Raw genomic sequence first — 25089 nt, 5'->3', positions numbered from 1 at the left:
GCCGCAATCGCAGAAAATCAGTGCGATTGCGGCGCTCTTGTCTTTGCGCGCGGTAGGGGGAGGTATGCGACTACGGACGTGGCCGAGTCATGGAACGTTCCGGCACCGGCTTGATCGTCACGATTTCGTCGGCGGGAATCGTGACACGCTGCTCGGGACGTGAGCCGTTCGCCGCCGCATCGCGCGTCATCTCCAGTTTCTGACCGTCCCACGAACGCACGTGGCCTACGTAATCGCGGAACTTCATACGATGATCGGTAGGATCGACGCCTTCCAAGGTGCGCACCACGATGCGCGCTCCTACTGGAATCTCATTGGGAATAGGCATTGCTGCCTCCTTTCGATGTTCCGCTCCAACTGTCTCACTCGCTCGCCACGGCGTCAAGGACCGGCTGCTTCAACGCGCGGGAGGCGGGGGAGATGCTGGACACCAGACCGACCACAATCGATAGCAGCAGGAACACGAGCAGCTGCAACCACGGAATCGCCAGCGTCTCCAAACCTTCGGACGCGTAGACCGCACGAATCACCACTCCCGCGGCGACGCCGACGATCAAACCCAACACCGTGCCGAACACGGAGATGATCGCCGCTTCGATGCCAAGCATGCCACGCACCTGGCCACGTGACGTGCCGATGACACGGAGCAGACCAATCTCCTTGGTGCGTTCCGACACGCTCAACGCCAGCGTGTTCACGATGCCGAAAATGGCGATGATGATGGACAAAGCCAGCAACGCGTACAGGACCATGAGCATCTGATCGATCATCGAGCTCATCGTGGACTTGTACTCGTCACGATCGAACACGACGATTGTATAGTATTTCTTGATTGTTTTCTTCAGGGCCTTCTTGACTTGGGCCGTGTCGGCGCCCCGCTTGTCCGTGACGAACGCCTGCATGACGAACATGGTCTGCTTGTTGCCGATTTGCTCGGCCAAATCGTCGTTGACGATCGCGAAATCGCGGTATACGGAATTCGACACGATCGCGCCGATGGTCAGCGTCTTTCCGGTGGTGACCTTCTTCGTCTTGACCAGCGTTTTCGGATCGACGTTCTTGGCGTCGTTCGTGTACTGTTCGATTTCCGAAGCCTTGGCCTGCGCTCCTGTCAAGTCGCCGGATGCGGCCAATTGCTGGGCCTGCGACTGCAATTCCTGCACATGCGCCTGCACCTTGGCCTGGTAATCGGCCTGCGCCTTGGCTGTGGCCTCCTTGTCTACCACGATGTTCTCGGCCGTGGCCTTGACCTTCTGACCCACATGCCATCCACGATCGTCGGCAATGGTCTTGCCGACGAGCAGCTTGCCATCCTTCAACGCGGCAGCGGCATCACCTTCGGTGGTTTCGGCGGCGAAGATCTTGGTGAACAGTTCCGGCTGTGTGGCGAACGTGAACCCGTTGATGGCTTTGCCGTCATATTTCACACCAAGCACCACACGGTTCGACACCACATGATTCACGCCATCGACCTTTTTGATGTCTTTGATGGCCTGGTCGGGAATCTGCCCGGCCGAAGCCGAAGATACGGCGAAATCGGCTTTGAGCCCGGTATCCACCAGCGAATTGACCGAAGCCTTCGCCGACGTGGCCACCACGCCCAGACAGCTGACAATCGCCACTCCCACGAACAGGGCGGCTGCGGTGTTGGACGTGCGACGTTTCGAACGAGAAATGTTACGTTGCGCGAGACGCCCGGTCACGGTGAAGACCTTCGATGGCAGCCAGCCGAGCACCGCGCCCGCGGTGGACACGTATGCCGGTCCCGCCACAATCACGCCGATCACGGCCAGCGCCGCGCCAATACCGAGCGGCCAGCCGACAGCGATACTGTTGAGCGCCTTCCACGGCGTCGGACCGCCGTCACCATCCGCGGCGGCCAAAGCGTAGGTGAAGCCCCAGCTCAGGAAGCCCAACAGCACCATGACGGTGCCGAGGATGCCACGTGCGAGGACAGACTTTTCCGGATTGACGGTTTCGTTCATCGCCTGAATCGGCGGGGCAAGCGCCGCATTTCGCGCCGGCAGGGCCGCACCGATCAACGTCACCACAATGCCGACCACAAGGCCGACGAGCATGTCGGAAACGGTCGGATTGGTGGCGCCGGTCAATGGCATACCCATATTCGCCAAACCGGATGCGATGAGTTTGACCATGCCCCAGCCGAGCCCGATGCCTGCGAGCGAACCTACCAGGCCCAGCAACAGAGCTTGCACGATCACCGTGGAGAACACTTGCAGGGGAGAAGCGCCGATGGAACGCAGCAGCGCATAGCCGCGCATCGACTCGCGCACGATCATGGAGAACGTGTTGGCGATGATGAACGAGCCGACAAACAATGCGATCACCGCGAAAATCAGAATAAGCGGTTGGATGAAGCCGAGCGCGTCCTGCGTGGATTTGGTTGATTCGTCACGGTATTCATCACCGGTGATGGCATGTGCCTTCGCCGATCTCGGCAGCGCCTTGTTGATACGGTCCGCCAGCTGCTGCTGCGCGTTGTCGTCAAGCGGCGTGGTCTTATTGCCGTAGACGCTGATCAACGCAGTCTTGTCCGGATCGTCCGATTGCTTGTTCGCCTGTTCCTTGGCCGTCGCGGGATCGATGGCGATGATGATGGCGCCTGCCTGGCTGGCATCGGTGGTGAAGATGCCGCTGACGGTCACCTTATGAGCGCCGTCCGGATAGACGATTTTCGTCTTATCGCCGACCTTCAGACCCGACTGTTCGGCGGCGAAGGAATGAAGGGCGATCTCATCGCCGTTCTTCGGCCACGTGCCGGTCGTGAACTTGGCGGACCGCCACGGCGACGACTTGCCCATGCCTATGGCGAGCGTCGGAGACCCCATGGTGGTCACCGCATCGCCATGCTTGTCGAGCAGCACTACGCCGGACAGCATGTGCACGACGCGTGCCGAGGAAACACCGTCGACCTTGGCTATCGTACCCGCCAGATCGACGTCGACATCGTTGTAGTTTTTCGTCGATCCCATCGACATCGCCGACGAATCTTTTTTCTTCTCCTGCGAACCGCGCACGTACACGTCATGGTCCGCATTGGTGGACATCATCTGTGAAACCTGGTTGTTGAGCATTTCGCGGAAACAGAACGAGCCGACCACGAAACTCACGCCGAGCGCGATGGCCACGATCGACATGATGAAACGGCCGAAATGGCTGCGCGCGTCGCGCAATCCTATGCGAATCATGCCTGCGAGTCCTCCGTCACGGTCGGAACGGCGGTGGAGGCGGCGTACTTGGAAACATCGTCGATGTCGTCGTCGCCGGCGAACACCTCAAGAATCTCGTTGTACGTCGGATGCTGCATGTCGCGGGTGATGTTGCCGTCGGCGAGCACCAGCACACGGTCCGCGAAGGAGGCCGCACGCGGATCGTGGGTGACCATGACGATCGACTGGCCGTAGTCGCGTACCGAATCGCGCAGGAAGCCAAGCACTTCACGGCTGGAACGCGAGTCGAGGTTGCCGGTCGGCTCGTCGGCGAAGATCACGGACGGTCGTGCCATGATGGCGCGGGCGCAGGCCACACGCTGCTGCTGGCCGCCGGACAGCTGGCTTGGACGGTGCGTGAGCCGCTTCTCCAGACCGACCACCTTGACCACTTGGTTGAACCAGTCGCGGTCGATCGGACGTTTCGCTATCTGCAATGGCAGCAGGATGTTCTCCTCGGCGGACAGCGTCGGCACCAGATTGAACGACTGGAAAATGAACCCGATCTGTTCGCGGCGCAGATCCGTCAGCTGCTTCTGGTTCATGGAGGAGACCTCGAGGCCCTCCACCATCACCTTGCCGGACGAAGGGGCGTCGAGTCCGGCCATGCAATGCATGAGCGTGGACTTGCCGGAACCGGAAGGGCCCATGATGGCGGTCATTTCACCGCGCTTGAATTCCACATTCACATGATCCAACGCCATCACTTCGTTGTCTTTTGAGCCGTAGACCTTGGTCAGGTCGATGGCGCGGGCCACAATCCCATCATCGGGGTTTTCGGCTGTCGGATGCTGTACGTCATGAATGGAATGACGAGTCATAATACCGCCTGTTCGTAGGATGCCTAATCGTCATCAGTCTATCGGTATGGGGACATAATGGAATCGTGCCATCGCGTGAGATGACATTCGATCGCGTTGCGGAATGGCATTTATACGGTGTCTGCGTGGTGTCTGTTCATTTCAGACGAAGCGGAAGGTGGTTTGCATGTGTTTCGATGATGCGTTGGACGGATTCGACGCCTATCTGAAAGCCAACCGTGGATTGAGTGCAAACACCCGCAGGGCGTACCGCAGCGATGTCGAGGAATGCTTGGTGGCGTTGCGGAAACAGGGTTGCGTGGATCTGAATGAGGTGACCATCGAGGATTTGCGCCTGTGGATGGCCGAATCGTCCAAAAATCACGCACGCAGCAGCATGGCGCGCAAAACCGTCGCCGTGCGTGGATTCTTCGCATGGGCGTACGACCATGACATGGCGTCCGCCAACCCGGCGGCTTCGTTGCAGACGCCGAAAATCCCCGATACGCTGCCGGCGGTATTGAACGAAACGCAGGCGCAGCAGCTGATGGACCGCGTTGATGAGGACGGCATGGAGGCGCGATCGCAGGAACCGAATATGAAAAAACAGGCGATCGCGCTGCGTGACGCGGCCATGCTGGAACTGCTCTATGCCACCGGCATGCGTGTGGCGGAACTGGTCGGACTCGACGTGGCCGACGTGACATTCGGCAACCGCACGGTGAAAGTGACCGGCAAAGGCGACAAGCAGCGTGTCATGCCATTCGGCGCACCAGCCGACAAGGCCTTGCGCGATTGGCTGGAACATGGCCGTCCCGTACTATGCGGTGACATGTCGGACGACGCGTTCTTTTTGGGATCGCAGGGCGGGCGGATCGATCAACGTATGGTGCGCAAGGTGGTGCACGACCGGGCACGGGAGGCCGGCGTGCCAGACATCAGTCCGCATGCGTTGCGCCACAGTGCGGCGACCCATATGCTCGACGGGGGAGCGGACCTGCGTGAGGTGCAGGAGATGCTGGGGCATTCCTCGCTGAAGACCACGCAGCGTTACACACACGTGTCCATCGAACAGTTGAAGGCACGATACGGGCAGGCGTTTCCACGGGCGTGACGCGGATTGGCAAAGTACGCTGACAGCGAACGGATATGTCCGCGTCCGTCCATACACACGATGCGGATAAGTTGTCCCGGCGATAAGAGGGAAAAACGGATTGTTTTATCAGATGATGAGTTTTGATTTGGCTATTTTGCATGGGCCTCCCTCGGATATGGAGCGGTTGTCCCTCAATCGAGCGATAATGAACCCACCATCAGAACGAAGACGGACGTTGATGCCACGGTATTGACGCCCGCCTTCTTTTTGAGCAGGGTCTTACGGCTCTGGAAATAATGGATAAGGAGAATATGAATTCCATGAAGAAGAAAGCTCTGGCTTTCGCTGCGGCCGCATGCGCATTCGGCATGCTGCTCAGCGGTTGCGGCTCTTCCAACGGTGACTCCACCGCTGACAAGGGTTCCAACGTCATCACCGCATACAATTCCGAACCGCAGAACCCGCTCATCCCGGGCGACTGCAACGAGACCGGCGGCGGCAAGCCGCTCGACCTGCTGTTCGCACGTCTGATTTCCTTCGACGCCAAGGGCAACGCCTCCAACGAAGTGGCGGAGTCCATCAAGTCCAACGATGACGCCACCCAGTACACCATCAAGCTCAAGGATGGTTGGAAGTTCACCGACGGCACCCCGGTGACCGCCGAATCCTTCACCAAGGCATGGAGCTACACGGCCAACGCCAAGAACGCACAGCTCGGCTCCTCCTTCTTCTCCACCATCAAGGGCTACGACAAGCTCCAGGATGGAGACAAGCTCAAGGGCGACGAACAGCTCGAGGGCCTGAAGGTCGTCAACGACCATGAATTCACCGTCGACCTGAACCGTTCCGACTCCGTGTTCGCCATCAAGGTCGGCTACACCGCATTCGCTCCGCTGCCGGAATCCTTCTTCAAGGATCCGAAGGCCTTCGGCGAGAAGCCGGTCGGCAACGGCCCGTACAAGTTCCAGTCCTGGGACCACGACAACCAGATCGTGCTGGTGAAGAACCCCGACTACAAGGGCAACCGCGTCGCCAAGAACGACGGCGTGACCTTCAAGGTCTACACCAAGGATGAGGCCGCCTACGCCGACATCCAGTCCGGTTCCCTCGACGTGATGGAGTCCGTCCCGGCCTCCGCCACCAAGACCTTCCAGAAGGACTCCACCGTACAGGCCTACAACAAGGCCGGCTCCGTCATCCAGCAGTTCACCATCCCGGCCAAGCTGAAGCACTTCGAAGCCGACACCGAGGAAGGCACCCTGCGTCGCCAGGCCGTCTCCATGGCCATCAACCGCGAGAACATCTGCAAGAAGGTGCTCAACGGCACCGGCACCCCGGCCGCCGACTTCACCTCCCCGCTGACCCCGGGCTACTCCGATTCCCTCAAGGGTTCCGGCAACCTGAAGTACAACGAGAAGAAAGCCAAGGAACTGTGGGCGAAGGCCAACGCCATCAGCCCGTGGACCTCCGATGACAAGCTCACCTTCGCCTACAACGCCGATGGTGGCCACGAAGTCATCTACACCGCCGTGGTCAACTCCATCAACAACGTGCTGGGCGCCGGCGTGGCCGCCACCAACCCGTACCCGACCTTCAACGATTTCCGCACCGCCGTGTCCGACCGCAAGGTGAACGGCGCGTTCCGTAGCGGCTGGCAGCCGGATTACCCGTCCGCCGAAAACTACCTGGTGCAGAACTTCGCCTCCGCCGCTGCCGATGGCAACGGCTCCAACGATGGCGACTACAAGAACCCGGAGTTCGATGCGCTGTGCGACAAGGCCGCTGCCTCCAAGTCCGTCGCAGACGCCAACAAGCTGTACCAGCAGGCACAGGAAGTGCTGCTCAACGACCTGCCGGCCGTTCCGCTGTACTACGCCAATGCCTATGGTGTGGCCTCGACCGGTGTCTCCGGCTTCGAGATGAACTGGCAGAACCTGCCGGTCTACGAGAACATGACCAAGTCCGGCAAGTGAGCCGTTCTCTGATTTTGATTTCGTAGGATCGACATGAAGGAAGGAACGGATTCGAATATCCGTTCCTTCCTTTCCGCGTAATAAACGGGGCTTCCATCGGAGGTCCATGACGGCTGGACATGCGACATCAACAGAAGATGTCCGCGCGTGGGGTATATTTTCAGCTGTCTTTCATGAAACTGCAATATAAAGCATTGTGGTGCAGTATCACTGATACGTAATGGGGCAAGCGCCGGCCGCCCCGGGCCTCATGTCCTATACGCGTGAGCGTAGGGGACGAAGCCGCAAACGGCTGGCGAACGAGTGAGTAATCAAAAGGAGAAACCAATGGGCAAGTATCTTCTGCGACGCATTCTGCAGATGATCCCTGTGGTTCTCGGCACGACGCTTCTGGTGTATGCCCTGGTGTTCGCGTTGCCGGGCGACCCGGTCAAGGCGATGTTCGGCGACAAGCCGGTCAACGAAGCGGTCGCGGCCCAGATCCGTGCCGAATACAATCTGGACAAGCCGTTCATCGTCCAGTATCTGCTGTTCCTGAAGAACGCGCTGACCCTCGACTTCGGCAAGACCTTCTCCGGACAGCTTGTCATCGACGTGATCGGCCGCGCCTTCCCCGTGACCATCAAGCTCGCCCTGATGGCCTTCGTGTTCGAAGCGGTTTTCGGCGTGATCTTCGGTGTGATCTCCGGCCTGAAGAAGGGCAAGTGGTGCGATACCGTCATCCTGATCTTCTCCCTGCTGCTCATCTCCGTGCCGACCTTCGTCACCGGCTTCCTCTGCCAGTACTTCCTCGGTGTGAAGTGGCATCTGCTGCCGGTCACCGCCGGAACGAATCCAGGATTCCTTGATCTGCTGATGCCGGCCATGGTGCTTGGCTCTGTATCGATGGCGTACATCATCCGTCTGAGCCGTACGGAGATTTCGTCCAACATCGCCCTCGACTATGTGCGCACCGCGCGCGCCAAGGGCATGGACAACAAATCCGTCATGCTGCGCCACGTGCTGCGCAACTCCATGATCCCCGTCGTCACCTATCTGGGCCAGGATCTTGGCGCACTGATGGGCGGCGCGATGATCTCCGAAACCATCTTCAACGTGCATGGCATCGGCTACCTGACCTATCAGAGCATCCTCAAGGGAGAAGGCAACCTGGTGGTGTCCATCGTGACGCTGCTCATGCTGATCTTCGTGGTTTGCAATCTGCTGGTCGACATGCTGTACGCCGCGCTTGATCCGCGAATCCGTTACGCGTGAGTCGAGGGAGGGAACAAGAAATGACCGAAATGAATGAGACCAATCCTTCCACCGTGCTTCCGGGACAGGAACGCTATGTGGCACCGCTCGATGAGACGCCCCTGAAGGCCGTCGACTCGATGGACGAATCCGCACCGGCTTCGAACATGTGGGCCGACGCATGGCGAACCCTGCGTAAGAACCCGCTGTTCATCATCTCCGGACTGCTGATCATCTTCATCGTGTTCGTGGCGCTGTTCCCGAGCGTGTTGACCAAGCAGAACCCGAACTACTGCACGCTCGACAATTCCCTTGAGCCGGCTTCCTCAGGCCATCCGTTCGGCTTCGACCTGCAAGGTTGCGACGTATACTCCCGTGTGGTCTACGGCACCCGCACCTCGCTGAGCGTCGGCGTGTTCGCCACACTGCTGGTGGTGCTGCTCGGAACGCTGATCGGCGCAATCGCCGGCTTCTTCGGAGGATGGGTCGACGCCGTGCTGAGCCGACTGACCGATATCTTCCTCGCGCTGCCGATTCTGCTTGGCGCCATCGTGGTGCTCCAGATGTTCAAAACGAGCAGCTCCATCTGGAAGATCATTCTGGTGATGACGCTGTTCGGCTGGACCTCCGTGGCACGAATCGCGCGAGGTGCTGTGATGGAAGCCAAGAACCTTGAATTCAACACGGCGTCCACCGCTCTGGGATCCACCCCGATCCGCAACCTGTTCCGCCACATCCTGCCGAATTCGCTGGCTCCGATCATCGTGGTCGGCACCACCTCGCTGGCCACCTACATCGTGCTCGAGGCCACGCTGAGCTTCCTGGGCGTCGGCCTGCCCACCACCACGGTCAGCTGGGGCGGAGACATCTCCAACGCGCAGTCCATCCTGCGTACTGACCCGATGGTGCTGTTCTACCCGTCCGCCGCGCTGGCCATCACCGTGCTGGCATTCATCATGATGGGCGACGCCGTCAAGGACGCGCTCGATCCGAAGAGCCGTACGGCCTGAGTGTAAGTGAAGGGATATTCGATGACTGAAATGAATACCGAGAACAACCTCGAGGCCATGCAGCGCGCCCACGGGCCGCTGTTGGAGGTCAAGAACCTCCAGGTCGACTTCACCACCGATGAAGGCAAGGCCGTGCATGCCGTGCGCAACTCGTCCTTCAGCGTGTATCCCGGCCAGTGGGTGGCCATCGTCGGCGAATCCGGTTCCGGCAAATCCACTTCCGCCATGGCCGTGCTTGGCCTGCTTCCGGGAACCGGCCATGTGGTCGGCGGCTCCATCAAGCTTGATGGCCAGGAGATCTCCGGCTTCAAGCAGAAGGATTTCGACAAGCTCCGTGGTAGCAAGATGGGTCTTGTCCCGCAGGATCCGATGAGCAACCTGAACCCGGTGTGGCGCATCGGCACCCAGGTCAAGGAAGCGTTGGTGGCCAACAACATGGACATCGACCACGAAAAGCGTTCCGAATTCGCCAAGGCCCTGGCCGGTGACGAAGTGGAGCTCAAGGGCAATGACGATGAGACCTTCCTTGGTTCCAAGGAACTGCCTGATCTGATCGCCGCGGCCAAGGAGGCTCTTGTCAAGATCGGCAAGAGCGGTGACGAGCTTGACAAGATCATGGCCCGGTTCGCCGAGGAATGGGTTCCGGGATCCGAAACCCGCTGGCGTGTGGCCGATGGCCTGATCAAGGCCGGGGTGAAGGACGATGACGCATGGTACATCGCCAAGAAGTATGTGGTCGGCTCCACCATGGACGACCGCATCGCCGGTCTGCTGTCCGAGGCCGGTCTGCCTGACGCCGCCACCCGTGCCCGCCAGTTCCCGCACGAATTCTCCGGCGGCATGCGTCAGCGTGCGCTGATCGCCATCGGTCTGGCCTGCCGTCCGGAACTGCTCATCGCCGACGAGCCGACCTCCGCGCTTGACGTGACCGTGCAGAAGAAGATCCTCGACCATCTGCACATGCTGACCGATTCCCTGGGAACCGCGGTGCTGTTCATCACCCACGATCTCGGTCTGGCCGCGGAACGCGCCCAGCATATCGTGGTCATGTACAAGGGCCAGGTCGTGGAATCCGGTCCTTCACTGGAAGTGCTGCAGCATCCGCAGCATCCGTACACCAAGCGTTTGGTCGCCGCTGCGCCGTCCTTGGCATCGCAGCGCATCATCTCCGTCAAGGAGCATGGCGGCGACGCCACCGCGGTCATGGAGCACGCGGTGAACGAGGATTCCCTGAAGAAGGGCGAAGCCATCATCACGGTGGATCACCTGACCAAGGAATTTAAACTGCCGCGCAAGAAGGAGATGTTCAAGGCGGTCGACGATGTGAGCTTCTCCATCAAGAAGGGCACCACATTGGCCATCGTCGGCGAATCCGGTTCCGGCAAATCCACCGTGGCCAACATGGTGCTGAAACTGCTTGAGCCGACCGCCGGCACCGTCACCTACGACGGCAAAGACGTCTCCGGATTCAAGGGCAAGGAGTTGCTTGACTTCCGACGTCATGTGCAGCCGGTGTTCCAGAACCCGTACGGATCGCTCGACCCCATGTACTCCATCTACCGGTCCATCGAGGAGCCGCTGCGCATCCACGGCATCGGAGACAAGAAGAGCCGTGCCAAGCGTGTGCGCGAGCTCATCGACATGGTGGAATTGCCGGAATCGGTGATGAGCCGTTATCCGAACGAGCTTTCCGGCGGCCAAAGGCAGCGCATCGCCATCGCGCGCGCCATGGCCCTCGATCCGGATGTGATCGTCTGCGACGAGGCCGTCTCCGCATTGGACGTGCTGGTGCAGGACCAGGTGCTTCGCCTGCTCAACGACCTGCAGGCGGAAAAGGGACTGAGCTACCTGTTCATCACCCATGATCTGGCGGTGGTGCGTCAGATCGCCGATGAGGTCGTGGTGATGCAGCACGGCAAGCTGGTGGAGCATGCCACCACCGACGAGGTCTTCGACCATCCGAAGAAGCAGTACACCCGCGACCTGCTGGACGCCATCCCAGGCGGCAAGCTGCAGCTCGGACTCGACTGATCGCGTCAGCCATCTGGAAAACCTCCCTTCCCACAAGGGAGGTTTTCTTGTATTCCGGCTAGGCTAAGGCGCTATGACGATCACAATCACGACATCGAATGTGAATGGAATCCGCGCGGCGAAACGCAAAGGCATCGAGCAATGGGCCGCGAAGAACACGCCGGACGTGTGGTGCATGCAGGAAGTACGCGCCCCGCAAAACGAAATCGACCCCATCTTCGACGAATTCGGCTTCGAATACGCGACCGCCGGACGCATCGCCGACCAAAGCGGGCTTGATCGCATGAACGAGATCTGCCGTATCAAGGGACGCGCCGGCGTCGGTCTGCTCTCCGCGCTGCCCGTCATCGACAAGCGCTACGGACTGCCGGGACTTGCCGAGGACGTCGATTCCGGCCGTTGGATCGAAGCGGATGTGAAGACCCCGCAAGGGTACACCGTCACTGTCGTATGCGTGTACGTGCACGCCGGCAACACTGACGATCCGGAGAAAATGAAGCAGAAATACCGTTTCCTCGACACCATGCTGGTACGTATGGGACAACTGCGCGATGAAGCGGCGCACGGCGGCAAGCAGGCGGTATTGTGCGGCGATTTCAACATCGCGCACACGCCGCTCGACATCAAGAACGCGAAAGCCAACGAGAAGCACGCCGGCTTCCTGCCCGAGGAACGCGCCTACGTGGACAAATGGCTGGGGGAGTTGGAATTCGTGGATGTGATGCGTTCCCTGTGCGGAGACATCCAAGGACCGTACACCTGGTGGAGCCAGCGGGGCCGCGCCTTCGACAACAACGTCGGCTGGAGGATCGACTACCAGTTCGCCACACCCGAACTCGCCGAAACGGCCCGCGGATTCGTCATCGACAAAGCTCCGACCTACGACCTGCGATGGTCGGATCATGCGCCGCTGAGCATCACCTACGACGTGTGAGTTTTTGCGGCCGTCATCCGGCCAATGCCGGGCAACGGGAGGACACACTCCGATTCCCAGCCCGTATTAAGCATGGGTGCTAGGCTAGTCACGGTTGCAACCGTAATGAAATGAGGAACATCATGGGACTGTTTGGATTCGGCAAGAAGAAGCGTCAGAGCGAGGAAGCCGCTGAAGCCGCCGCCGAAGAGAACGACAAGGCCGATGAGGCCATCTCCGAAACCGCCGAGGCGCCCGCCGGTGGAATTCAGGAAACCATCCTTCCGGAACCGTCCGATGAGTACGACGGCCGTGGCGATGAGCACGGTCCGTGGGACGTCGACGACGAGAACGTGCCCGACTATGACGAATACCTCGACATGGGTGCCTACTATCTGCCGTTCCTCCAAGGCATCGAACTGCGCGTGAAGGCCAACCGCGCCACCCAGCAGGTGCTCGGCACCACCATCACCTACGGATCCTCCAGCGTGGAGATCGAAGCCTTCGCCGCGCCGAAGACCATGGGACTGTGGGATGACGTGCGCGCCGACTTGGTTGAGGCCAACAAAGACGCCAAGGAGACCGACGGCGTGTTCGGCACCGAACTGACACTGCCGGTCGTGGTCAAGGGCGGACGCAAGGTCGTCACCCGCATCGTCGGTGTGGACGGACCGCGGTGGATGCTGCGCGGCATCTTCTCCGGCAAAGCCGCCACCGATCCGGACCACGCCGAAACCAAGGCGCTGAACCAGCTTTTCTCCAACATCGTCGTGGAACGCGGCGAGGACCCGCTGGCCCCGCGTGACCTCATCCCGATGCATCCGCCGGTCGCCCCGGCCGAACGCAAGGCCGCCAAGGAAGCCGCCGAAGCCGAACAGGCAGGCAGGACGATGGACATTCCAGGCCAGCCGAAGGGACCGTTTGACTCCGACCAGCAGGTCGAGGTCAAGACCACGTTGTCGCGTGGACCGATGTTCTCCGAAGTGCGCTGAGCGAACGACGACCACGAAAACACAAACGCATGGCTGAAACCGAAATCAAGAAAAGAACCGGCCTCGGCGCGCTCGCCGACGCCGGCGATGCCGACGATTTCTCCGTCATTGACGCGATCGGCGGTCCGCGCGGCGTCGTCGAATCGATGCTGCCGGGCGTGGTGTTCGTGGTGATGTTCGTCATTACCTCCGACCTGCATCTGACCATCGGCGTATCCGCAGCCCTCGCCGTACTGCAGGTGATCGTCCGCCTATGCCAACGCCAATCCGTCATGGGCGCCGTCTCCGGCCTTCTGGCAGTCGGCATCTGCCTGATCTGGGCATGGAACAGCCACGAGGCGCGCAACTACTACATGTTCGGATTCCTGACCAACGCCTTCTACATCGTGCTGCTCGCCATTTCGTTGATGGTACGTGTACCGGGACTTGGCTTGGTGATCGAATTCATCCGGACACTGCCAACCGAGCATCTGCGCGCATGGCTTGCCGATTGGCGTGGCGACAAGGCATTGAACCGCGCGTACACCATCATCACCGCGTTGTGGATCGGTGTGTTCTCACTGCGACTGGTGGTGCAGGTGCCGTTGTACCTGTCCAACCAGGTCGGCTGGCTCGGCACTGCACGTCTGCTCATGGGCATTCCGTTCTGGGCGTTGGCCATCTGGGTGTCGTACCTCATCGTGGCCACCCCCATGCATCGGCATAAGACGTTGGCCGAACCAAACGCCGACGCGATGGACGACAACAACGAAACGGAGGAACAGCACTGATGGAATCGACCATCCGCATCGAACGATATGCCGACCAAGGCCGTTGCGTCGGCCACATCGACGGACGCGTCGTGTTCGTGCGATTCGCGTTGCCGGGCGAGCTGGTACGCGTCGTGTTGGACGAGCCACATGATCGCGAGGACCGTTTTTGGACTGGCGAAGTGACGGAAGTGCTGGAAGCCAGCGAGGACCGCGTCGAACCCGTATGGCCGTTGGCGGGTCCGCTTGCCATGGGCGGCGGCGTCGGCGGTGCCGATTTGGTGCACGTCTCACTGCCCGGACAGCTTAAATGGAAATCCACGTCCATCGCCGAACAGATGAGACGTCTCGGCCATGTCGACGTTGACGTGCCGATCGAGCGCATGCCCGAGGATGAGGCGGAGCAGGGGCTGCACTGGCGTACCCGCATCGAGATGATCGCGGACGAGAACGGCCGACCGTCCATGCGCAGACGCGGCACCCACGTGCGTGTGCCGATCGACACCATGCCGTTGGCCAGTCGCGCGTTGCTTAACGTGGCCGAGAAGGAACACGTGTGGGATGGGGGATTCACTCCCGGATCGCAGATTCGTCTGTCTGTTCCCGAGCCTCGCGGCAATGCCGAAATCGCCGACAACTACGCCGTGCTCGTCGATGGCGAGGTGACGGCGGGCAATCGCGAGCTTACCGAAAAGGTGACGGTGTGCGGACGTGAATTCGAATATGGTGTGGACGCCGGCGGATTCTGGCAGATGCACCGTCACGCGCCGATCGCGTTGACCGGCCATGTGATGTCCTTGGTGCATGGCGAGCTTGACGGCGCCACTTCCGCATGCCTGTGGGATTTGTATTCCGGTTCCGGCCTGTTCACGCTGCCGTTGGCCACGTTAAGCGCCGGCCGCACGCGCATGCTGAGCGTGGAAGGTGGCAAGACCGCTGTCAAACACGCGCAACGCAATCTGAGGGCCATCCATTTGGGCAATGTCGACGCCCGTGTGGGCGATGTGGCCAAGACGCTTGCCAACGTACGCAACGATTTGGCCAAACCCGATATCGTGGTGCTTGATCCGCCGCGTGCCGGCGCACGTGCGAAGGTATGCAGGCAGATCGCCGAATCCGGCGCGCGAAGCGTCGTATACATCGCCTGCGACCCGGCATCGCTGGCACGCGACACCGCCACATTGGCCTCGCTCGGATACGATCTTGCCGATATTCGCGCATTCGACATCTATCCGACCACCCACCATGTCGAAACGGTGGCGCTATTCAGGAAAGCCACACGATGACCGGTTTCGCGCGGCGTGCCGCAGCCGGTCTCCTTGCAGCCGTCTTCGGCATCTCCATGCTGGCCGGCTGCACGCCGAACAATGCCGCGGTGGGAGATACGCAGTCCGCAGGCGATGCGGTCGCCCACAGCATGAAGGACCGCAACAGTCTCGACGTGGCCATGATCGGCTCCCAAGACGAACAGACCGATCGCCTGGCGTTGGATGCCATGGAGGCGGGCGGGCTCAGGCCGGTGTATCTGCCGGTCGCCGGCACGGTCGACATGCAGGACACCGCCCGGCAAGCGGTCGAGGATATGGCGCAACGCATGGTCAGCATCATCGTCATTTCGGGAATCGACATGTCCGGCGTGAACCATGACGGCTGGTACGACACGCTGACAACCGCAAGACAGGCGGGCATTCCAGTGGCACTGCTCAACCCGATCGCCACGCCGACCGACAGCACGCTGTTCGCTGCGACGCTCACAATCAACGACCGCATGACGGATGCGACGCCGCTTGCCGACGCGGTAGCCGGCATAGCCAACAATGACCCGCACGACAGAACAATCCTCGTCACCACCATCAGCCACGGCGGCAAACAGTGAACCGCTCCACGCATTCGGGTGAGTTCGAATCGGTTCGGATGAGTGGCGCTGAACGCACCCTGAGAAAACCCTGAATTTTGCCGGAGCTTTACGGGAAAAGCCTGCGGGTGCGCATCGCCAAGCGGTAGGCTGGCAGCATGAGTGAAAGTCAAACCATGCCTGAAACCAGTGAAAAGGGGCTCACCGCAGCGGAAGTCGCCGCCCTTACGGAAAGCGGGCAGGTCAACGCCGTCAAATCGTCCACGTCACGTTCGTTCGCCGACATCGTGCGAGCCAACGTGTTCACCCTGTTCAACGGCATCGTCTTCGCCGCCATGGTCATGGTATTGGTCACGGGATCATGGAGAGACGCCGTGTTCGGCCTCGTCATCCTCATCAACACCGGCATTGGCATCGTCACCGAGCTGAAAGCCAAACGAACGCTCGACAAGCTTTCCATCCTCGTAGCCTCCGACTATCTCGTACGACGCGACGGCAAGGACGTCGAAGTGCCGCACAACGAAATCGTGCTCGGCGACCTCATGTGGATCCGCTCCGGCGAACAGGTTCCCGCCGACGCGCAGATCGTGCGCACCTGGGGCCTGGAACTCGACGAATCCATGCTCACTGGCGAATCGCGCACCGTGCGCAAGAACGAAGGCGACGACATCTATTCCGGATCCACCGCGGTCTCCGGCATGGCCTTGGTCAAGGTCAACGCGGTCGGCGCGCACAGCTATGCCGCCACCTTGACCGCGCAGGCGAAGGTCTACAAAAAGACCGTGTCCGACCTCAACAAGGGCATCAACACCATCCTCAAATTCATGACCTTCCTCGTCGTGCCGCTGTGCGTGCTGCTCATCTGGTCGCAGGTGCACGCGGTCGGCGGTTGGGACGTAGCCATCTCCACCGGCCAATGGCGTTCCGCCGTGGTGTCCGCCGTGGCTGGCGTGGTCGGCATGATCCCCGAAGGCCTCGTACTGCTCACCTCGCTCAACTTCGCGCTCGCCGCCATCCGTTTGGCACGCAAGAACACGCTCGTGCAGGAGCTCGAATCCGTGGAGACCCTCGCACGCGTGGACTGCCTGAACCTCGACAAAACCGGCACCGTCACCGACGGCGGCATCATGCTCAACGAAATACGCATGCTGGATGGCATCGGAGCCAATACCGTTGACGAACATGCCGTGAAACAGGCGCTGTACGACCTGTCGAACGAAGGACAGCCGAACGGCACCGGATTGGCGATTCTCAACGGACTGGGCAAGCAGGGATTCTCCGCCGGTCCCGTCGCGGCGCGCGTTCCGTTCTCGTCGGCACGCAAATGGAGCTCGATTGCCGATGACGGCGCGGTATGGACGATGGGCGCGCCGGAAGTCGTGCTGTCCCACTTGGATGGCGATTACGCCGACGTTCTTCGACTGGTCAACGATTCCGCACACGACGGCAACCGCGTGCTGCTGATCGCACGGCATGACGGCAAGGCGCCCGCCGATTACGAAAGCGATCCCGCCATCGACCCCGCATCGCGGCCCGTCGCGCTGGTATTATGCTCCGAGCACATTCGCGACGACACCGAAGCCACACTCGCCTGGTTCCGCGAACAGGGCGTGCGCTGCCGCATCATCTCCGGCGACAATCCCGTCACCGTCGGTGCGATCGCAAGAAAAGTACGGCTCACCGGAGACGAGGAGCCACGGTTCATGGACGCGCGAGAACTGCCCGCCGACATCACGGAACTGGCGAAAGTACTGGAGAACGTGGACGTGCTCGGCCGTGTCCTGCCCGACCAGAAGAAGGCGATCGTCCAGGCGCTGCACCTAGGCGATCATGTCGTGGCGATGACCGGCGACGGCGTGAACGACGCGCTCGCCATCAAGGAGGCCGACCTGGGCATCGCGATGGGCAACGCGGCACCCGCCACCAAAGCCGTCGCACAAGTGGTGCTCGTCGATTCGAAATTCTCGCATCTGCCCGATGTGGTGGCACGTGGACGCCAGGTCATGGCCAACATGGAACGCGTGGCCAGCCTGTTCCTCGTCAAAACCGTATATTCCGCGCTGATCTCGCTCGGCGTGGTGCTGACGCAGATCCCATTCCCATACCTGCCCCGCCATATCACCTACATCGGCGCACTCACCATCGGCATGCCGGCGTTCATCCTCGCGCTTGCGCCGAACACGCGCCGCTACATTCCGGGCTTCCTCAGGCGCGTGGTGCACTTCGCATTGCCGGGAGGCATCGCCACGGCTCTGTCGATTCTCGCCGATTCGTGGCTGTTGCCGAAGTTCATGGGCTGGGACGCACAGCATTCCGCCGCGCAGCTGGGCATGCTTCGTGGCGTCAACGCGATTATCCTGCTGATGATGGGCATCTTCGTACTGGCGCGCGTGGCCCGTCCACTCAACTCGTGGAGAGGCGGTCTGGTATTGGCGTTCGCCGTGGCGGGCGTGGCCGGCATGTTCATTCCGCCCGTCGCGCGTTTCTTCGCGCTCGTGATACCGTCCGGCGAAATGCTCGCGGCGACGGGCGTCGCGCTTGTGGTGTCCGCCATCGTTTTCGTGCTGTGCCTGTGGTGCGTGCCGAAAATAGTCGCCATTTTCTCACGTTTCAAGAAGACACGCCAGTGCTGAAGTAACGTGGCTGTATCGTTGGCAACGGATAATCGGCTGCTGGAAAGTTTCAACCAGCCACAAAAGCTCGGAGGTAGCATGTCTGTGCGCGACGACCAGCTCGACACCCTGAAGGTGGGCGGCAAGGATTACGACTTTTACCGTATCGCGGATTTGCCGGGCATCGATCATCTCCCGTATTCGTTGAAGGTTCTCGTTGAGAACCTGGTGCGCAACATCGATGGCGCCAACATCACGGATGATCATGTCAAGGCTCTGTTGGATTGGGATCCGGCCGCACAGCCGAGCCACGAGATCCAGTTCACCCCGTCCCGCGTGGTCATGCAGGACTTCACCGGCGTGCCGTGCATCGTCGACCTCGCCACCATGCGTGACGCCGTCAAGGAGCTTGGCGGAGATCCGGAAGTCATCAACCCGCAGGTCCAGTCCGACATGGTCATCGACCATTCCGTGCAGATCGACAAGTACGGCGTGGCCGACGCGGTCGAACAGAACATGGACATCGAATACCAGCGCAACGGCGAACGCTACCAGTTCCTGCGCTGGGGACAGCAGGCCTTCCGCAACTTCCGCGTGGTGCCGCCGGGAACCGGCATCATCCACCAGGTCAATATCGAATACCTCGCCAAAGTCGTCATGACCAAGGCGGGGGAGCGCGGTCGCGACCTCGCCTACCTCGACTCCTGCGTGGGCACCGATTCGCACACCACCACCGTCAACGGTCTGGGCGTGCTCGGCTGGGGCGTCGGCGGCATCGAAGCCGAAGCCGCCATGCTCGGCCAGCCGATCTCCATGCTCGTGCCGCGCGTCGTCGGCTTCAAGCTCACCGGATCCATTCCGGAAGGCGTCACCGCCACCGACGTGGTCCTCACCATCACCGACATGCTCCGCCAGCACGGTGTGGTCGGCAAATTCGTGGAATTCTACGGCGAAGGCATCGCTTCCGTGCCGCTGGCCAACCGCGCCACCATCGGCAACATGGGACCGGAATTCGGCTCCACCTGTGGCATCTTTCCGATCGACAACGTCACCCTCGACTACCTGCGTCTGACCGGCCGTTCCGAAGAGCAGATCGCTCTCGTCGAAGCCTACGCGAAAGCCAACAAGCTCTGGGGCGACGCCACCGATCCGGACTACGTAGAACCGCAGTACTCCGAATACCTGGAACTCGACCTCGGAACCGTTGTGCCGTCCATCGCAGGCCCGAAGCGTCCTCAGGACCGCATCAGGCTGTCCGAATCGAAAGAGAAGTTCGAAGCCACGCTACCGGCATACGAAACCGACAAAACCGTGCAGAAGCCGATCGCGGTATCCACTGACTTCCGCGGCGACTTCGATATCAAGAACGGCGACGTGGCGATCGCGTCCATCACGTCGTGCACCAACACCTCCAACCCGTCCGTCATGATCGCCGCCGGCCTGATCGCCCGCAACGCGCATGCCAAGGGACTGAAGCCCAAGCCGTGGGTCAAGACGTCACTTGCTCCGGGCTCCCAGGTCGTCGCCGACTATCTGAAGGCCGCCGGTCTGCAGGATGATCTCGACGCGCTCGGCTACCAGCTGGTCGGCTTCGGCTGCGCCACCTGCATCGGCAACTCCGGCCCGCTGCTGCCGGAAATCTCCGAGGCCATCAACGCCAACGACCTGACCGTCACCTCCGTGCTGTCCGGCAACCGTAACTTCGAAGGCCGCATCAGCCCGGACGTCAAGATGAACTACCTCGCGTCCCCGCCGCTTGTCATCGCCTACGCGCTCGCCGGCACTATGGATTTCGATTTCGAAACCCAGCCGCTCGGCAAGGACCAGGACGGCAACGACGTGTACCTGAAGGACATCTGGCCTACCAATGAGGAAGTCGCCGCAGTGGTGGATGGCACCGTCAGCCGCGAGATGTTCCTCAAGGATTACGCCTCCGTGTTCGAAGGCGACCGCCGTTGGAAGGGCCTTGACGTGCCGGAAGGCGAACTGTTCGCATGGGATGAGAACTCCACCTACGTGCGCAAGCAGACCTTCTTCGACGGCATGAAGGCCACCCCGGATCCGGTCAAGGACATCCACGGCGCCCGCGTGCTCGCACTGCTCGGCGACTCCGTGACCACCGACCACATCTCCCCGGCAGGCGCGTTCAAGGCCTCCAGCCCGGCAGGCAAATACCTGACCGACCGTGGCGTCGAACCGAAGAACTTCAACTCCTACGGTTCCCGTCGAGGCAACCATGAGGTCATGGTCCGTGGCACGTTTGGCAACATCCGCCTGCGCAACCAGTTGCTCGCCTCCGTCGGCGAGGAAATCACCCCTGGTGGCTACACCTACGACTTCCTCGACAAGAAGCCGACCACAATCTTCGAAGCGTCTCGCGACTATATCGACCATGATGTGCCGCTCGTCGTGCTCGCAGGCAAGGAATACGGTACCGGCTCCTCCCGTGACTGGGCCGCCAAGGGCACCGTCATGCTGGGCGTCAAAGCCGTCATCACCGAAAGCTTCGAACGCATCCACCGTTCCAACCTCATCGGCATGGGCGTGCTGCCATTGCAGTTCCCCGAAGGCGAATCGTATGAGAGCCTCGGCCTGAACGGCACCGAAACCTACGACATCTCCGGTGTCGAGGAACTCAACAAGGGCGTCACCCCGAAGACGGTCCACGTCACCGCCACCCACGCGGACGGTTCCACGACCGAATTCGATACCGTCGTTCGCATCGATACGCCAGGCGAAGCGGACTACTACCGCAACGGAGGTATTCTCCAGTACGTCCTGCGCAACCTGATGCGCTAGGCGTCGGACGGGGCTGATACGCGGGCATGGCGAAAGTGACATTGCGGGACGTGGCCGATCTCCATCGCAACCGCCTCATGGGCGGTGAACGACAACCGGGACGTGCGGATCACGGAATCCACACGCCGCAAGGTGCGCAGGGCCGCTGACGAACTCGGCTACCATCACAACGCGCTCGCCCGCGGATTGGCCCGAGGCCGCTCCGACATCATCGGCTTCATCAGCGACGGAGTGGCCACATCGCCCTTCGCCGGCCAGGTGATCCAAGGCGCGCAGGATGAAGCCTGGCGTAATGGGAAAATTCTGCTGGTGGTGGATACCGACGGCAGAAAAGACGTGGAGCGCAGAACCTTCTCGTTCATGTTCGAACACCAGGTCGAGGGCATCATTGGATTGGCTACAATGTATTAGACAGTCCGATGAGGGACGAATGACATGGGATTGGAGGCCGACGATGGCCGACCCGAAGCATCCCCGCCACCACGACGAGGCGTTCAAACGGCAGATCGCGCAGTCGTGCGAGAGCGGCAAGCCATCCCGGGAGATCAGGGCCAGGCACGACATCGCGCGATCGACCCCGCGGCGCTGGGTCCAAGGCATCCGCGACAGCGGCTCCACCCGGGCCGCGGACAACCGCACGCCCGGGCGGAACGAGCCGGTCGAGCCGGGGAGGCGCGACCGACAGTTGGAGATGGAGGTGGACGTTTCAGAACAAGCGGCGCCGGTATTCGCACGAAGGCAGGCGTGATACGGGCCAACGCCGCCCGCTGCCCGATATCGGCGCGATGCGGGATACCGGGCGTTCCCCGCCCCACCTGTTACTGGATGACCGGGCGTCCCGGGACGGAGCGTGCGGATCCGGTCGCCGGCGACGTGCGCGCGGTCCGGCGCGACGGCCGCGGACGCTACGGCGCCGGGAAGATCAAGGCCGCCCTGGAAGGGAAGGGGGCGTCACCGCGTCCAGGAGACGCATCGGCAGCATCATGCGTGAACAGGGCATGCGGGCGCGTACGCGCGCGGACGGTCCGAACCGCACGGGACGCGGGCCGACGAGGCCAGGCTCGCGAACCTGCCGGACCGCGGGTCCGACGGCTACGCCCCTCACACGCGTCCGGCGAGCGACCTGACGTATGTGAGGGTAGGGAGCGGATGGGCGTACGTGTGCCTGCTGGCCGGCCTGGCGGACAGGGGCATCGTCGGCCATTCCGCCGGGCGGGCCCGGGACGCGGGCCTGGTATTGGGCGCGTTCGCCACCCCCCGACTTCCCGCCGGCGGACGTCCAGGTGTTCCGCACGGACCGGGGCGGCGGGTTCGACGACACGGGGATCGACGAGCCGCTCGACGTGTTCGGCATCAAAAGATCGCTGTCGCGCAAGGGCGACCTCTACGACAGCGCCGTGGTCGAATCGACGGACAGGCTGCTGAGGAAGGAGCTCGTGTACCGGAACCACTACACCACGATCGAGCAGCCGAGGCGCGGCCCCGACGACTACGTGTGGTGGTCCGACGACCGGCGGCTCCACTCCACCCTTGGATACCGGAGTCCGAAGGAATTCACCGGACAGGGACTCGTCCTCTAGGAAACCGTCCAACACACCGTTGCCAATCCAGGGTATGAACATCGGCCTCGAGGCGGGGCATACGTACCACATCCGTCTCGTCGTCGACGACACCATCGGCACGTTGTACGTGGATGGGGTGGCGTTGAACGTGCGCATGTACGAGCGTCCGGGCGAGTCGTTGGGCGTCTTCGCCACCGACGGCACGGTCGAGGTGCGCAACGCCTCCATCGCCCGCGGACTGAAGAGGAAGTGAACGTGTCCGTTTCCGGCTTGATGTGACGCAATCGGCTGCGTGTCCTTATGCGTGACGGCGTGGGGCACGCAGCCGATTGTTTTTATTCCTCGGATTTCCGCTTGGTATGCGTGGTTCGGTACGTGATGGGGGTGACGCCCATGAACCGGTGGAAGGTGCGGGAGAAGAAACTGGCGGATGAGAAACCGGTCTGTTTGGCGACCGTGGCGATAGGCAGCGAGCTCGTTACCAGCAGGTTGGCTGCGGCGCGCACGCGCACGTCGTTGACGAATTCGATTGGCGACTGGTTGAGCGATTCGCGGAATATCGATGCGCAAGTGGTGCGTCCCACCGATCCGGCCGATGCGATTTGCTTCAAGGTGATCGGACGCACGTAATATCTCTGCACGTAATCGATCATCTTGCGTAGCGTCACGATGCGGGGGTGCGGCGCTGTGGAAGTCGCGCAATGACTGCCGGCGATCGCCAGTATGTCGCGGACGACCGCATAGAAACAGCTGAGCACCGTCAACGCCTCGGTATTGTCGGTTAGCGTCATATCGTCGGCGGGCAACGGTTCGGCTGACCGCTCTGACCGCTCCAGCGGACCGAATTTCGCCGCATGAAGCTGTCGGATGGTGGCGAGCAGCCGCCGACCGGGGGCCGTGTCGTCGGTGATGACGGCATATGGCATCGTGTTCTCCGCCATCAACGGCGCGATGAAACGGTCGTACACTTCGAATGAGGCGCACATTTTAGCCGGATTGAGCAACGTGCAGGAGAATTCGCAATCGGAACCGTCCTTGGTGAAACCGTAATGCAGCTGACGTGAGTTGACGAAAATCGCCTGCCCCTCATCGAGCCGGACTGTTTCTCCGTTGACGAAATACCACATATGCCCATGGATGATGTAGGTGAGTTCAAGGTCGACATGCCAATGGCATTCCGCACGCATATGGGGGTACTGGTGGAGCAGCGAATGCTCGGTGAAGGAGAAGAACATCGGCGCGTCATACTGCACTATCTCCGAACCATCGGGTCGGCGACCCCAATTAGTGATGGGCATCACCTCACGGGAGGCCCATTCGTCCCGTTCCATCTGTGCGTCTTCATCGGCAGTGTTCATGACTACTCTAATAAACGGTAGATAATGCAAAGAACAAGGATGATTCTACAACATTGCGAGTGCTACCGTCGATGTTGGTGGTGTTGAATGGTGTCAAAGGACGTCAAACGATTGACAAACAGATTCACAAGGAGCTTTCAATGGCGGAGAATGAAGGTGCGGCCGTTGCCGTGGATAATGCGGCGGTGCCTACGAACGAGTGGGAACGCATGCTTTCCGGCGAATTGTATATTTGCGGTGATATGCAGCGTGAAGCGAACATGCGTAAACGCCGCTTGGTGCACGCCATCAACACGTCCGCATACGACGCGTTCGAGGAACGTGACAGGCTGTTCCGCGAACTGTTCGGTTCACTCGGCAAAGGCGCGTTCCTTGAACCGCCATTCAACTGCGATTACGGCTGCAACACGTATATCGGCGACAACTTCTATGCCAATATGGACTGCATCTTCCTCGACGTGGCGAGAATCACCATCGGCGACCGTGTCTTCTTCGGCCCGCGCGTCGGCCTGTACACGCCATACCATCCAATCGATGCGGCCGTACGCGCTTCCGGTCCGGAAGGCGCCCGTCCGATCACCATCGGCAATGACGTGTGGTTCGGCGGCAGCGTGGTGGTCTGTCCGGGCGTTACCATCGGCGATGATGTGGTGATCGGTGCAGGCTCCGTGGTGACCAAGGATATCCCATCCCATTCGGTGGCCGTGGGCAACCCGTGCCATGTGATTCGCAAGATCACTGATGCGGACCGTGAATACTGGGAGGGCAAGGCCGCCGAATACCGCGCATGGAAGGATTCGCTGTAAAACCTCGCCCAATATTCGGCCCAACGTCGGGATAAGGCTGGTCGGCCTACATATCCCGACGTTTTCGTTT

The 25089-nt window shown here is 61.1% G+C and carries 21 protein-coding genes; 17 read left to right on the top strand and 4 right to left on the bottom strand.

Annotation, left to right across the window (positions count from 1 at the left end; all coding sequences use genetic code 11):
- Positions 1-70 precede the first annotated feature (70 nt).
- The 3 genes from BAD_RS05665 to BAD_RS05655 are packed head-to-tail and all read right to left on the bottom strand — an operon-like array spanning position 71 to position 4051.
- Positions 71-328, bottom strand: coding sequence for a DUF6725 family protein (locus tag BAD_RS05665; RefSeq protein WP_021913854.1), 258 nt, complete (start codon positions 326-328; stop codon positions 71-73).
- Between the two features lie 34 nt (positions 329-362).
- Positions 363-3209 (bottom strand): ABC transporter permease, encoded by a 2847-nt coding sequence (locus BAD_RS05660; RefSeq protein ID WP_011743419.1) that lies wholly within the window; start codon positions 3207-3209, stop codon positions 363-365.
- Positions 3206-4051 carry an ABC transporter ATP-binding protein gene (locus BAD_RS05655; RefSeq protein ID WP_011743418.1) on the bottom strand — a complete coding sequence of 282 codons (846 nt, stop codon included), beginning with the start codon at positions 4049-4051 and terminating at the stop codon, positions 3206-3208. Before BAD_RS05655 ends, BAD_RS05660 begins: the two co-directional genes overlap by 4 nt.
- 166 nt (positions 4052-4217) lie before the next feature.
- On the opposite strand from BAD_RS05655, the gene BAD_RS05650 reads away from it, so the two are divergent.
- From BAD_RS05650 to BAD_RS05575, 16 genes are all read left to right on the top strand, one after another.
- On the top strand, positions 4218-5144 hold the full coding sequence (locus BAD_RS05650) for a tyrosine recombinase XerC (RefSeq protein ID WP_041777355.1): 927 nt from the start codon (positions 4218-4220) through the stop codon (positions 5142-5144).
- Between the two features lie 302 nt (positions 5145-5446).
- Positions 5447-7099, top strand: a complete 1653-nt coding sequence (locus BAD_RS05645; protein WP_035011216.1) for a peptide ABC transporter substrate-binding protein — start codon at positions 5447-5449, stop codon at positions 7097-7099.
- A 327-nt stretch (positions 7100-7426) separates the two neighbouring features.
- On the top strand, positions 7427-8353 hold the full coding sequence (locus BAD_RS05640; RefSeq protein WP_011743415.1) for an ABC transporter permease: 927 nt from the start codon (positions 7427-7429) through the stop codon (positions 8351-8353).
- A gap of 20 nt (positions 8354-8373) precedes the next feature.
- Entirely contained in the window at positions 8374-9342 is a 969-nt protein-coding gene (locus tag BAD_RS05635) for an ABC transporter permease (RefSeq protein WP_003810669.1), read from the top strand.
- 21 nt (positions 9343-9363) lie between these two features.
- Complete coding sequence (locus tag BAD_RS05630; RefSeq protein ID WP_011743414.1) at positions 9364-11373, top strand: dipeptide ABC transporter ATP-binding protein; 2010 nt, start codon at positions 9364-9366, stop codon at positions 11371-11373.
- Positions 11374-11446: 73 nt separating this feature from the next.
- A complete protein-coding gene (locus BAD_RS05625) occupies positions 11447-12307 on the top strand; it encodes an exodeoxyribonuclease III (protein WP_003810666.1) in 861 nt (286 codons plus the stop codon).
- A gap of 122 nt (positions 12308-12429) precedes the next feature.
- Complete coding sequence (locus BAD_RS05620; protein WP_011743413.1) at positions 12430-13278, top strand: DUF3710 domain-containing protein; 849 nt, start codon at positions 12430-12432, stop codon at positions 13276-13278.
- A gap of 29 nt (positions 13279-13307) precedes the next feature.
- Entirely contained in the window at positions 13308-14048 is a 741-nt protein-coding gene (locus BAD_RS05615; protein ID WP_011743412.1) for a DUF3159 domain-containing protein, read from the top strand.
- On the top strand, positions 14048-15313 hold the full coding sequence (locus BAD_RS05610) for a class I SAM-dependent RNA methyltransferase (RefSeq protein ID WP_011743411.1): 1266 nt from the start codon (positions 14048-14050) through the stop codon (positions 15311-15313). Before BAD_RS05615 ends, BAD_RS05610 begins: the two co-directional genes overlap by 1 nt.
- Positions 15310-15903, top strand: a complete 594-nt coding sequence (locus tag BAD_RS05605; RefSeq protein ID WP_011743410.1) for a hypothetical protein — start codon at positions 15310-15312, stop codon at positions 15901-15903. Before BAD_RS05610 ends, BAD_RS05605 begins: the two co-directional genes overlap by 4 nt.
- A 137-nt stretch (positions 15904-16040) precedes the next feature.
- Positions 16041-18515 carry an HAD-IC family P-type ATPase gene (locus tag BAD_RS05600; RefSeq protein WP_011743409.1) on the top strand — a complete coding sequence of 825 codons (2475 nt, stop codon included), beginning with the start codon at positions 16041-16043 and terminating at the stop codon, positions 18513-18515.
- Between the two features lie 78 nt (positions 18516-18593).
- Positions 18594-21293 (top strand): aconitate hydratase AcnA, encoded by a 2700-nt coding sequence (gene acnA, locus BAD_RS05595; protein WP_011743408.1) that lies wholly within the window; start codon positions 18594-18596, stop codon positions 21291-21293.
- A 102-nt stretch (positions 21294-21395) separates the two neighbouring features.
- The gene (locus BAD_RS05590) at positions 21396-21704 is read left to right on the top strand and encodes a hypothetical protein (RefSeq protein WP_231836955.1); all 309 of its coding nucleotides are present in this window, start codon (positions 21396-21398) and stop codon (positions 21702-21704) included.
- Between the two features lie 43 nt (positions 21705-21747).
- Positions 21748-22041 carry an IS3 family transposase gene (locus BAD_RS09200; RefSeq protein WP_041777353.1) on the top strand — a complete coding sequence of 98 codons (294 nt, stop codon included), beginning with the start codon at positions 21748-21750 and terminating at the stop codon, positions 22039-22041.
- Between the two features lie 535 nt (positions 22042-22576).
- Positions 22577-22873, top strand: a complete 297-nt coding sequence (locus tag BAD_RS09195; protein ID WP_197524281.1) for an integrase core domain-containing protein — start codon at positions 22577-22579, stop codon at positions 22871-22873.
- 34 nt (positions 22874-22907) lie between these two features.
- Positions 22908-23108 (top strand): hypothetical protein, encoded by a 201-nt coding sequence (locus BAD_RS05575; protein WP_011743405.1) that lies wholly within the window; start codon positions 22908-22910, stop codon positions 23106-23108.
- 82 nt (positions 23109-23190) lie between these two features.
- On the opposite strand, the gene BAD_RS05570 is transcribed toward BAD_RS05575, so the two are convergent.
- Complete coding sequence (locus BAD_RS05570) at positions 23191-24213, bottom strand: AraC family transcriptional regulator (protein WP_021913841.1); 1023 nt, start codon at positions 24211-24213, stop codon at positions 23191-23193.
- A 140-nt stretch (positions 24214-24353) separates the two neighbouring features.
- Here BAD_RS05570 and BAD_RS05565 point away from each other — a divergent pair, with 140 nt between their 5' ends.
- The gene (locus tag BAD_RS05565) at positions 24354-25019 is read left to right on the top strand and encodes a sugar O-acetyltransferase (RefSeq protein WP_021913840.1); all 666 of its coding nucleotides are present in this window, start codon (positions 24354-24356) and stop codon (positions 25017-25019) included.
- Positions 25020-25089 lie beyond the last annotated feature (70 nt).

It is taken from the genome of Bifidobacterium adolescentis ATCC 15703 (assembly GCF_000010425.1).
GTDB classification, from domain to species: Bacteria; Actinomycetota; Actinomycetes; order Actinomycetales; family Bifidobacteriaceae; genus Bifidobacterium; species Bifidobacterium adolescentis.
The sequence above is the reverse complement of the archived record's forward strand: the minus strand, read 5'-3'. Positions and strand labels throughout refer to the sequence as shown.

What these genes read in the sequence shown, in the direction of transcription:
- BAD_RS05630 (WP_011743414.1), top strand. Translation starts at nt 9,364, where the DNA reads ATGACTGAAATGAATACCGAGAACAACCTCGAGGCCATGCAGCGCGCC.
- BAD_RS05615 (WP_011743412.1), top strand. Translation starts at nt 13,308, where the DNA reads ATGGCTGAAACCGAAATCAAGAAAAGAACCGGCCTCGGCGCGCTCGCC.
- BAD_RS05665 (WP_021913854.1), bottom strand. Translation starts at nt 328, where the DNA reads ATGCCTATTCCCAATGAGATTCCAGTAGGAGCGCGCATCGTGGTGCGC.
- BAD_RS05635 (WP_003810669.1), top strand. Translation starts at nt 8,374, where the DNA reads ATGACCGAAATGAATGAGACCAATCCTTCCACCGTGCTTCCGGGACAG.
- BAD_RS05645 (WP_035011216.1), top strand. Translation starts at nt 5,447, where the DNA reads ATGAAGAAGAAAGCTCTGGCTTTCGCTGCGGCCGCATGCGCATTCGGC.
- BAD_RS05575 (WP_011743405.1), top strand. Translation starts at nt 22,908, where the DNA reads ATGAACATCGGCCTCGAGGCGGGGCATACGTACCACATCCGTCTCGTC.
- BAD_RS05640 (WP_011743415.1), top strand. Translation starts at nt 7,427, where the DNA reads ATGGGCAAGTATCTTCTGCGACGCATTCTGCAGATGATCCCTGTGGTT.
- acnA (WP_011743408.1), top strand. Translation starts at nt 18,594, where the DNA reads ATGTCTGTGCGCGACGACCAGCTCGACACCCTGAAGGTGGGCGGCAAG.
- BAD_RS05570 (WP_021913841.1), bottom strand. Translation starts at nt 24,213, where the DNA reads ATGAACACTGCCGATGAAGACGCACAGATGGAACGGGACGAATGGGCC.
- BAD_RS05620 (WP_011743413.1), top strand. Translation starts at nt 12,430, where the DNA reads ATGGGACTGTTTGGATTCGGCAAGAAGAAGCGTCAGAGCGAGGAAGCC.
- BAD_RS05610 (WP_011743411.1), top strand. Translation starts at nt 14,048, where the DNA reads ATGGAATCGACCATCCGCATCGAACGATATGCCGACCAAGGCCGTTGC.
- BAD_RS05655 (WP_011743418.1), bottom strand. Translation starts at nt 4,051, where the DNA reads ATGACTCGTCATTCCATTCATGACGTACAGCATCCGACAGCCGAAAAC.
- BAD_RS05650 (WP_041777355.1), top strand. Translation starts at nt 4,218, where the DNA reads ATGTGTTTCGATGATGCGTTGGACGGATTCGACGCCTATCTGAAAGCC.
- BAD_RS05600 (WP_011743409.1), top strand. Translation starts at nt 16,041, where the DNA reads ATGAGTGAAAGTCAAACCATGCCTGAAACCAGTGAAAAGGGGCTCACC.
- BAD_RS05565 (WP_021913840.1), top strand. Translation starts at nt 24,354, where the DNA reads ATGGCGGAGAATGAAGGTGCGGCCGTTGCCGTGGATAATGCGGCGGTG.
- BAD_RS09200 (WP_041777353.1), top strand. Translation starts at nt 21,748, where the DNA reads ATGGCCGACCCGAAGCATCCCCGCCACCACGACGAGGCGTTCAAACGG.
- BAD_RS05660 (WP_011743419.1), bottom strand. Translation starts at nt 3,209, where the DNA reads ATGATTCGCATAGGATTGCGCGACGCGCGCAGCCATTTCGGCCGTTTC.
- BAD_RS05625 (WP_003810666.1), top strand. Translation starts at nt 11,447, where the DNA reads ATGACGATCACAATCACGACATCGAATGTGAATGGAATCCGCGCGGCG.
- BAD_RS05605 (WP_011743410.1), top strand. Translation starts at nt 15,310, where the DNA reads ATGACCGGTTTCGCGCGGCGTGCCGCAGCCGGTCTCCTTGCAGCCGTC.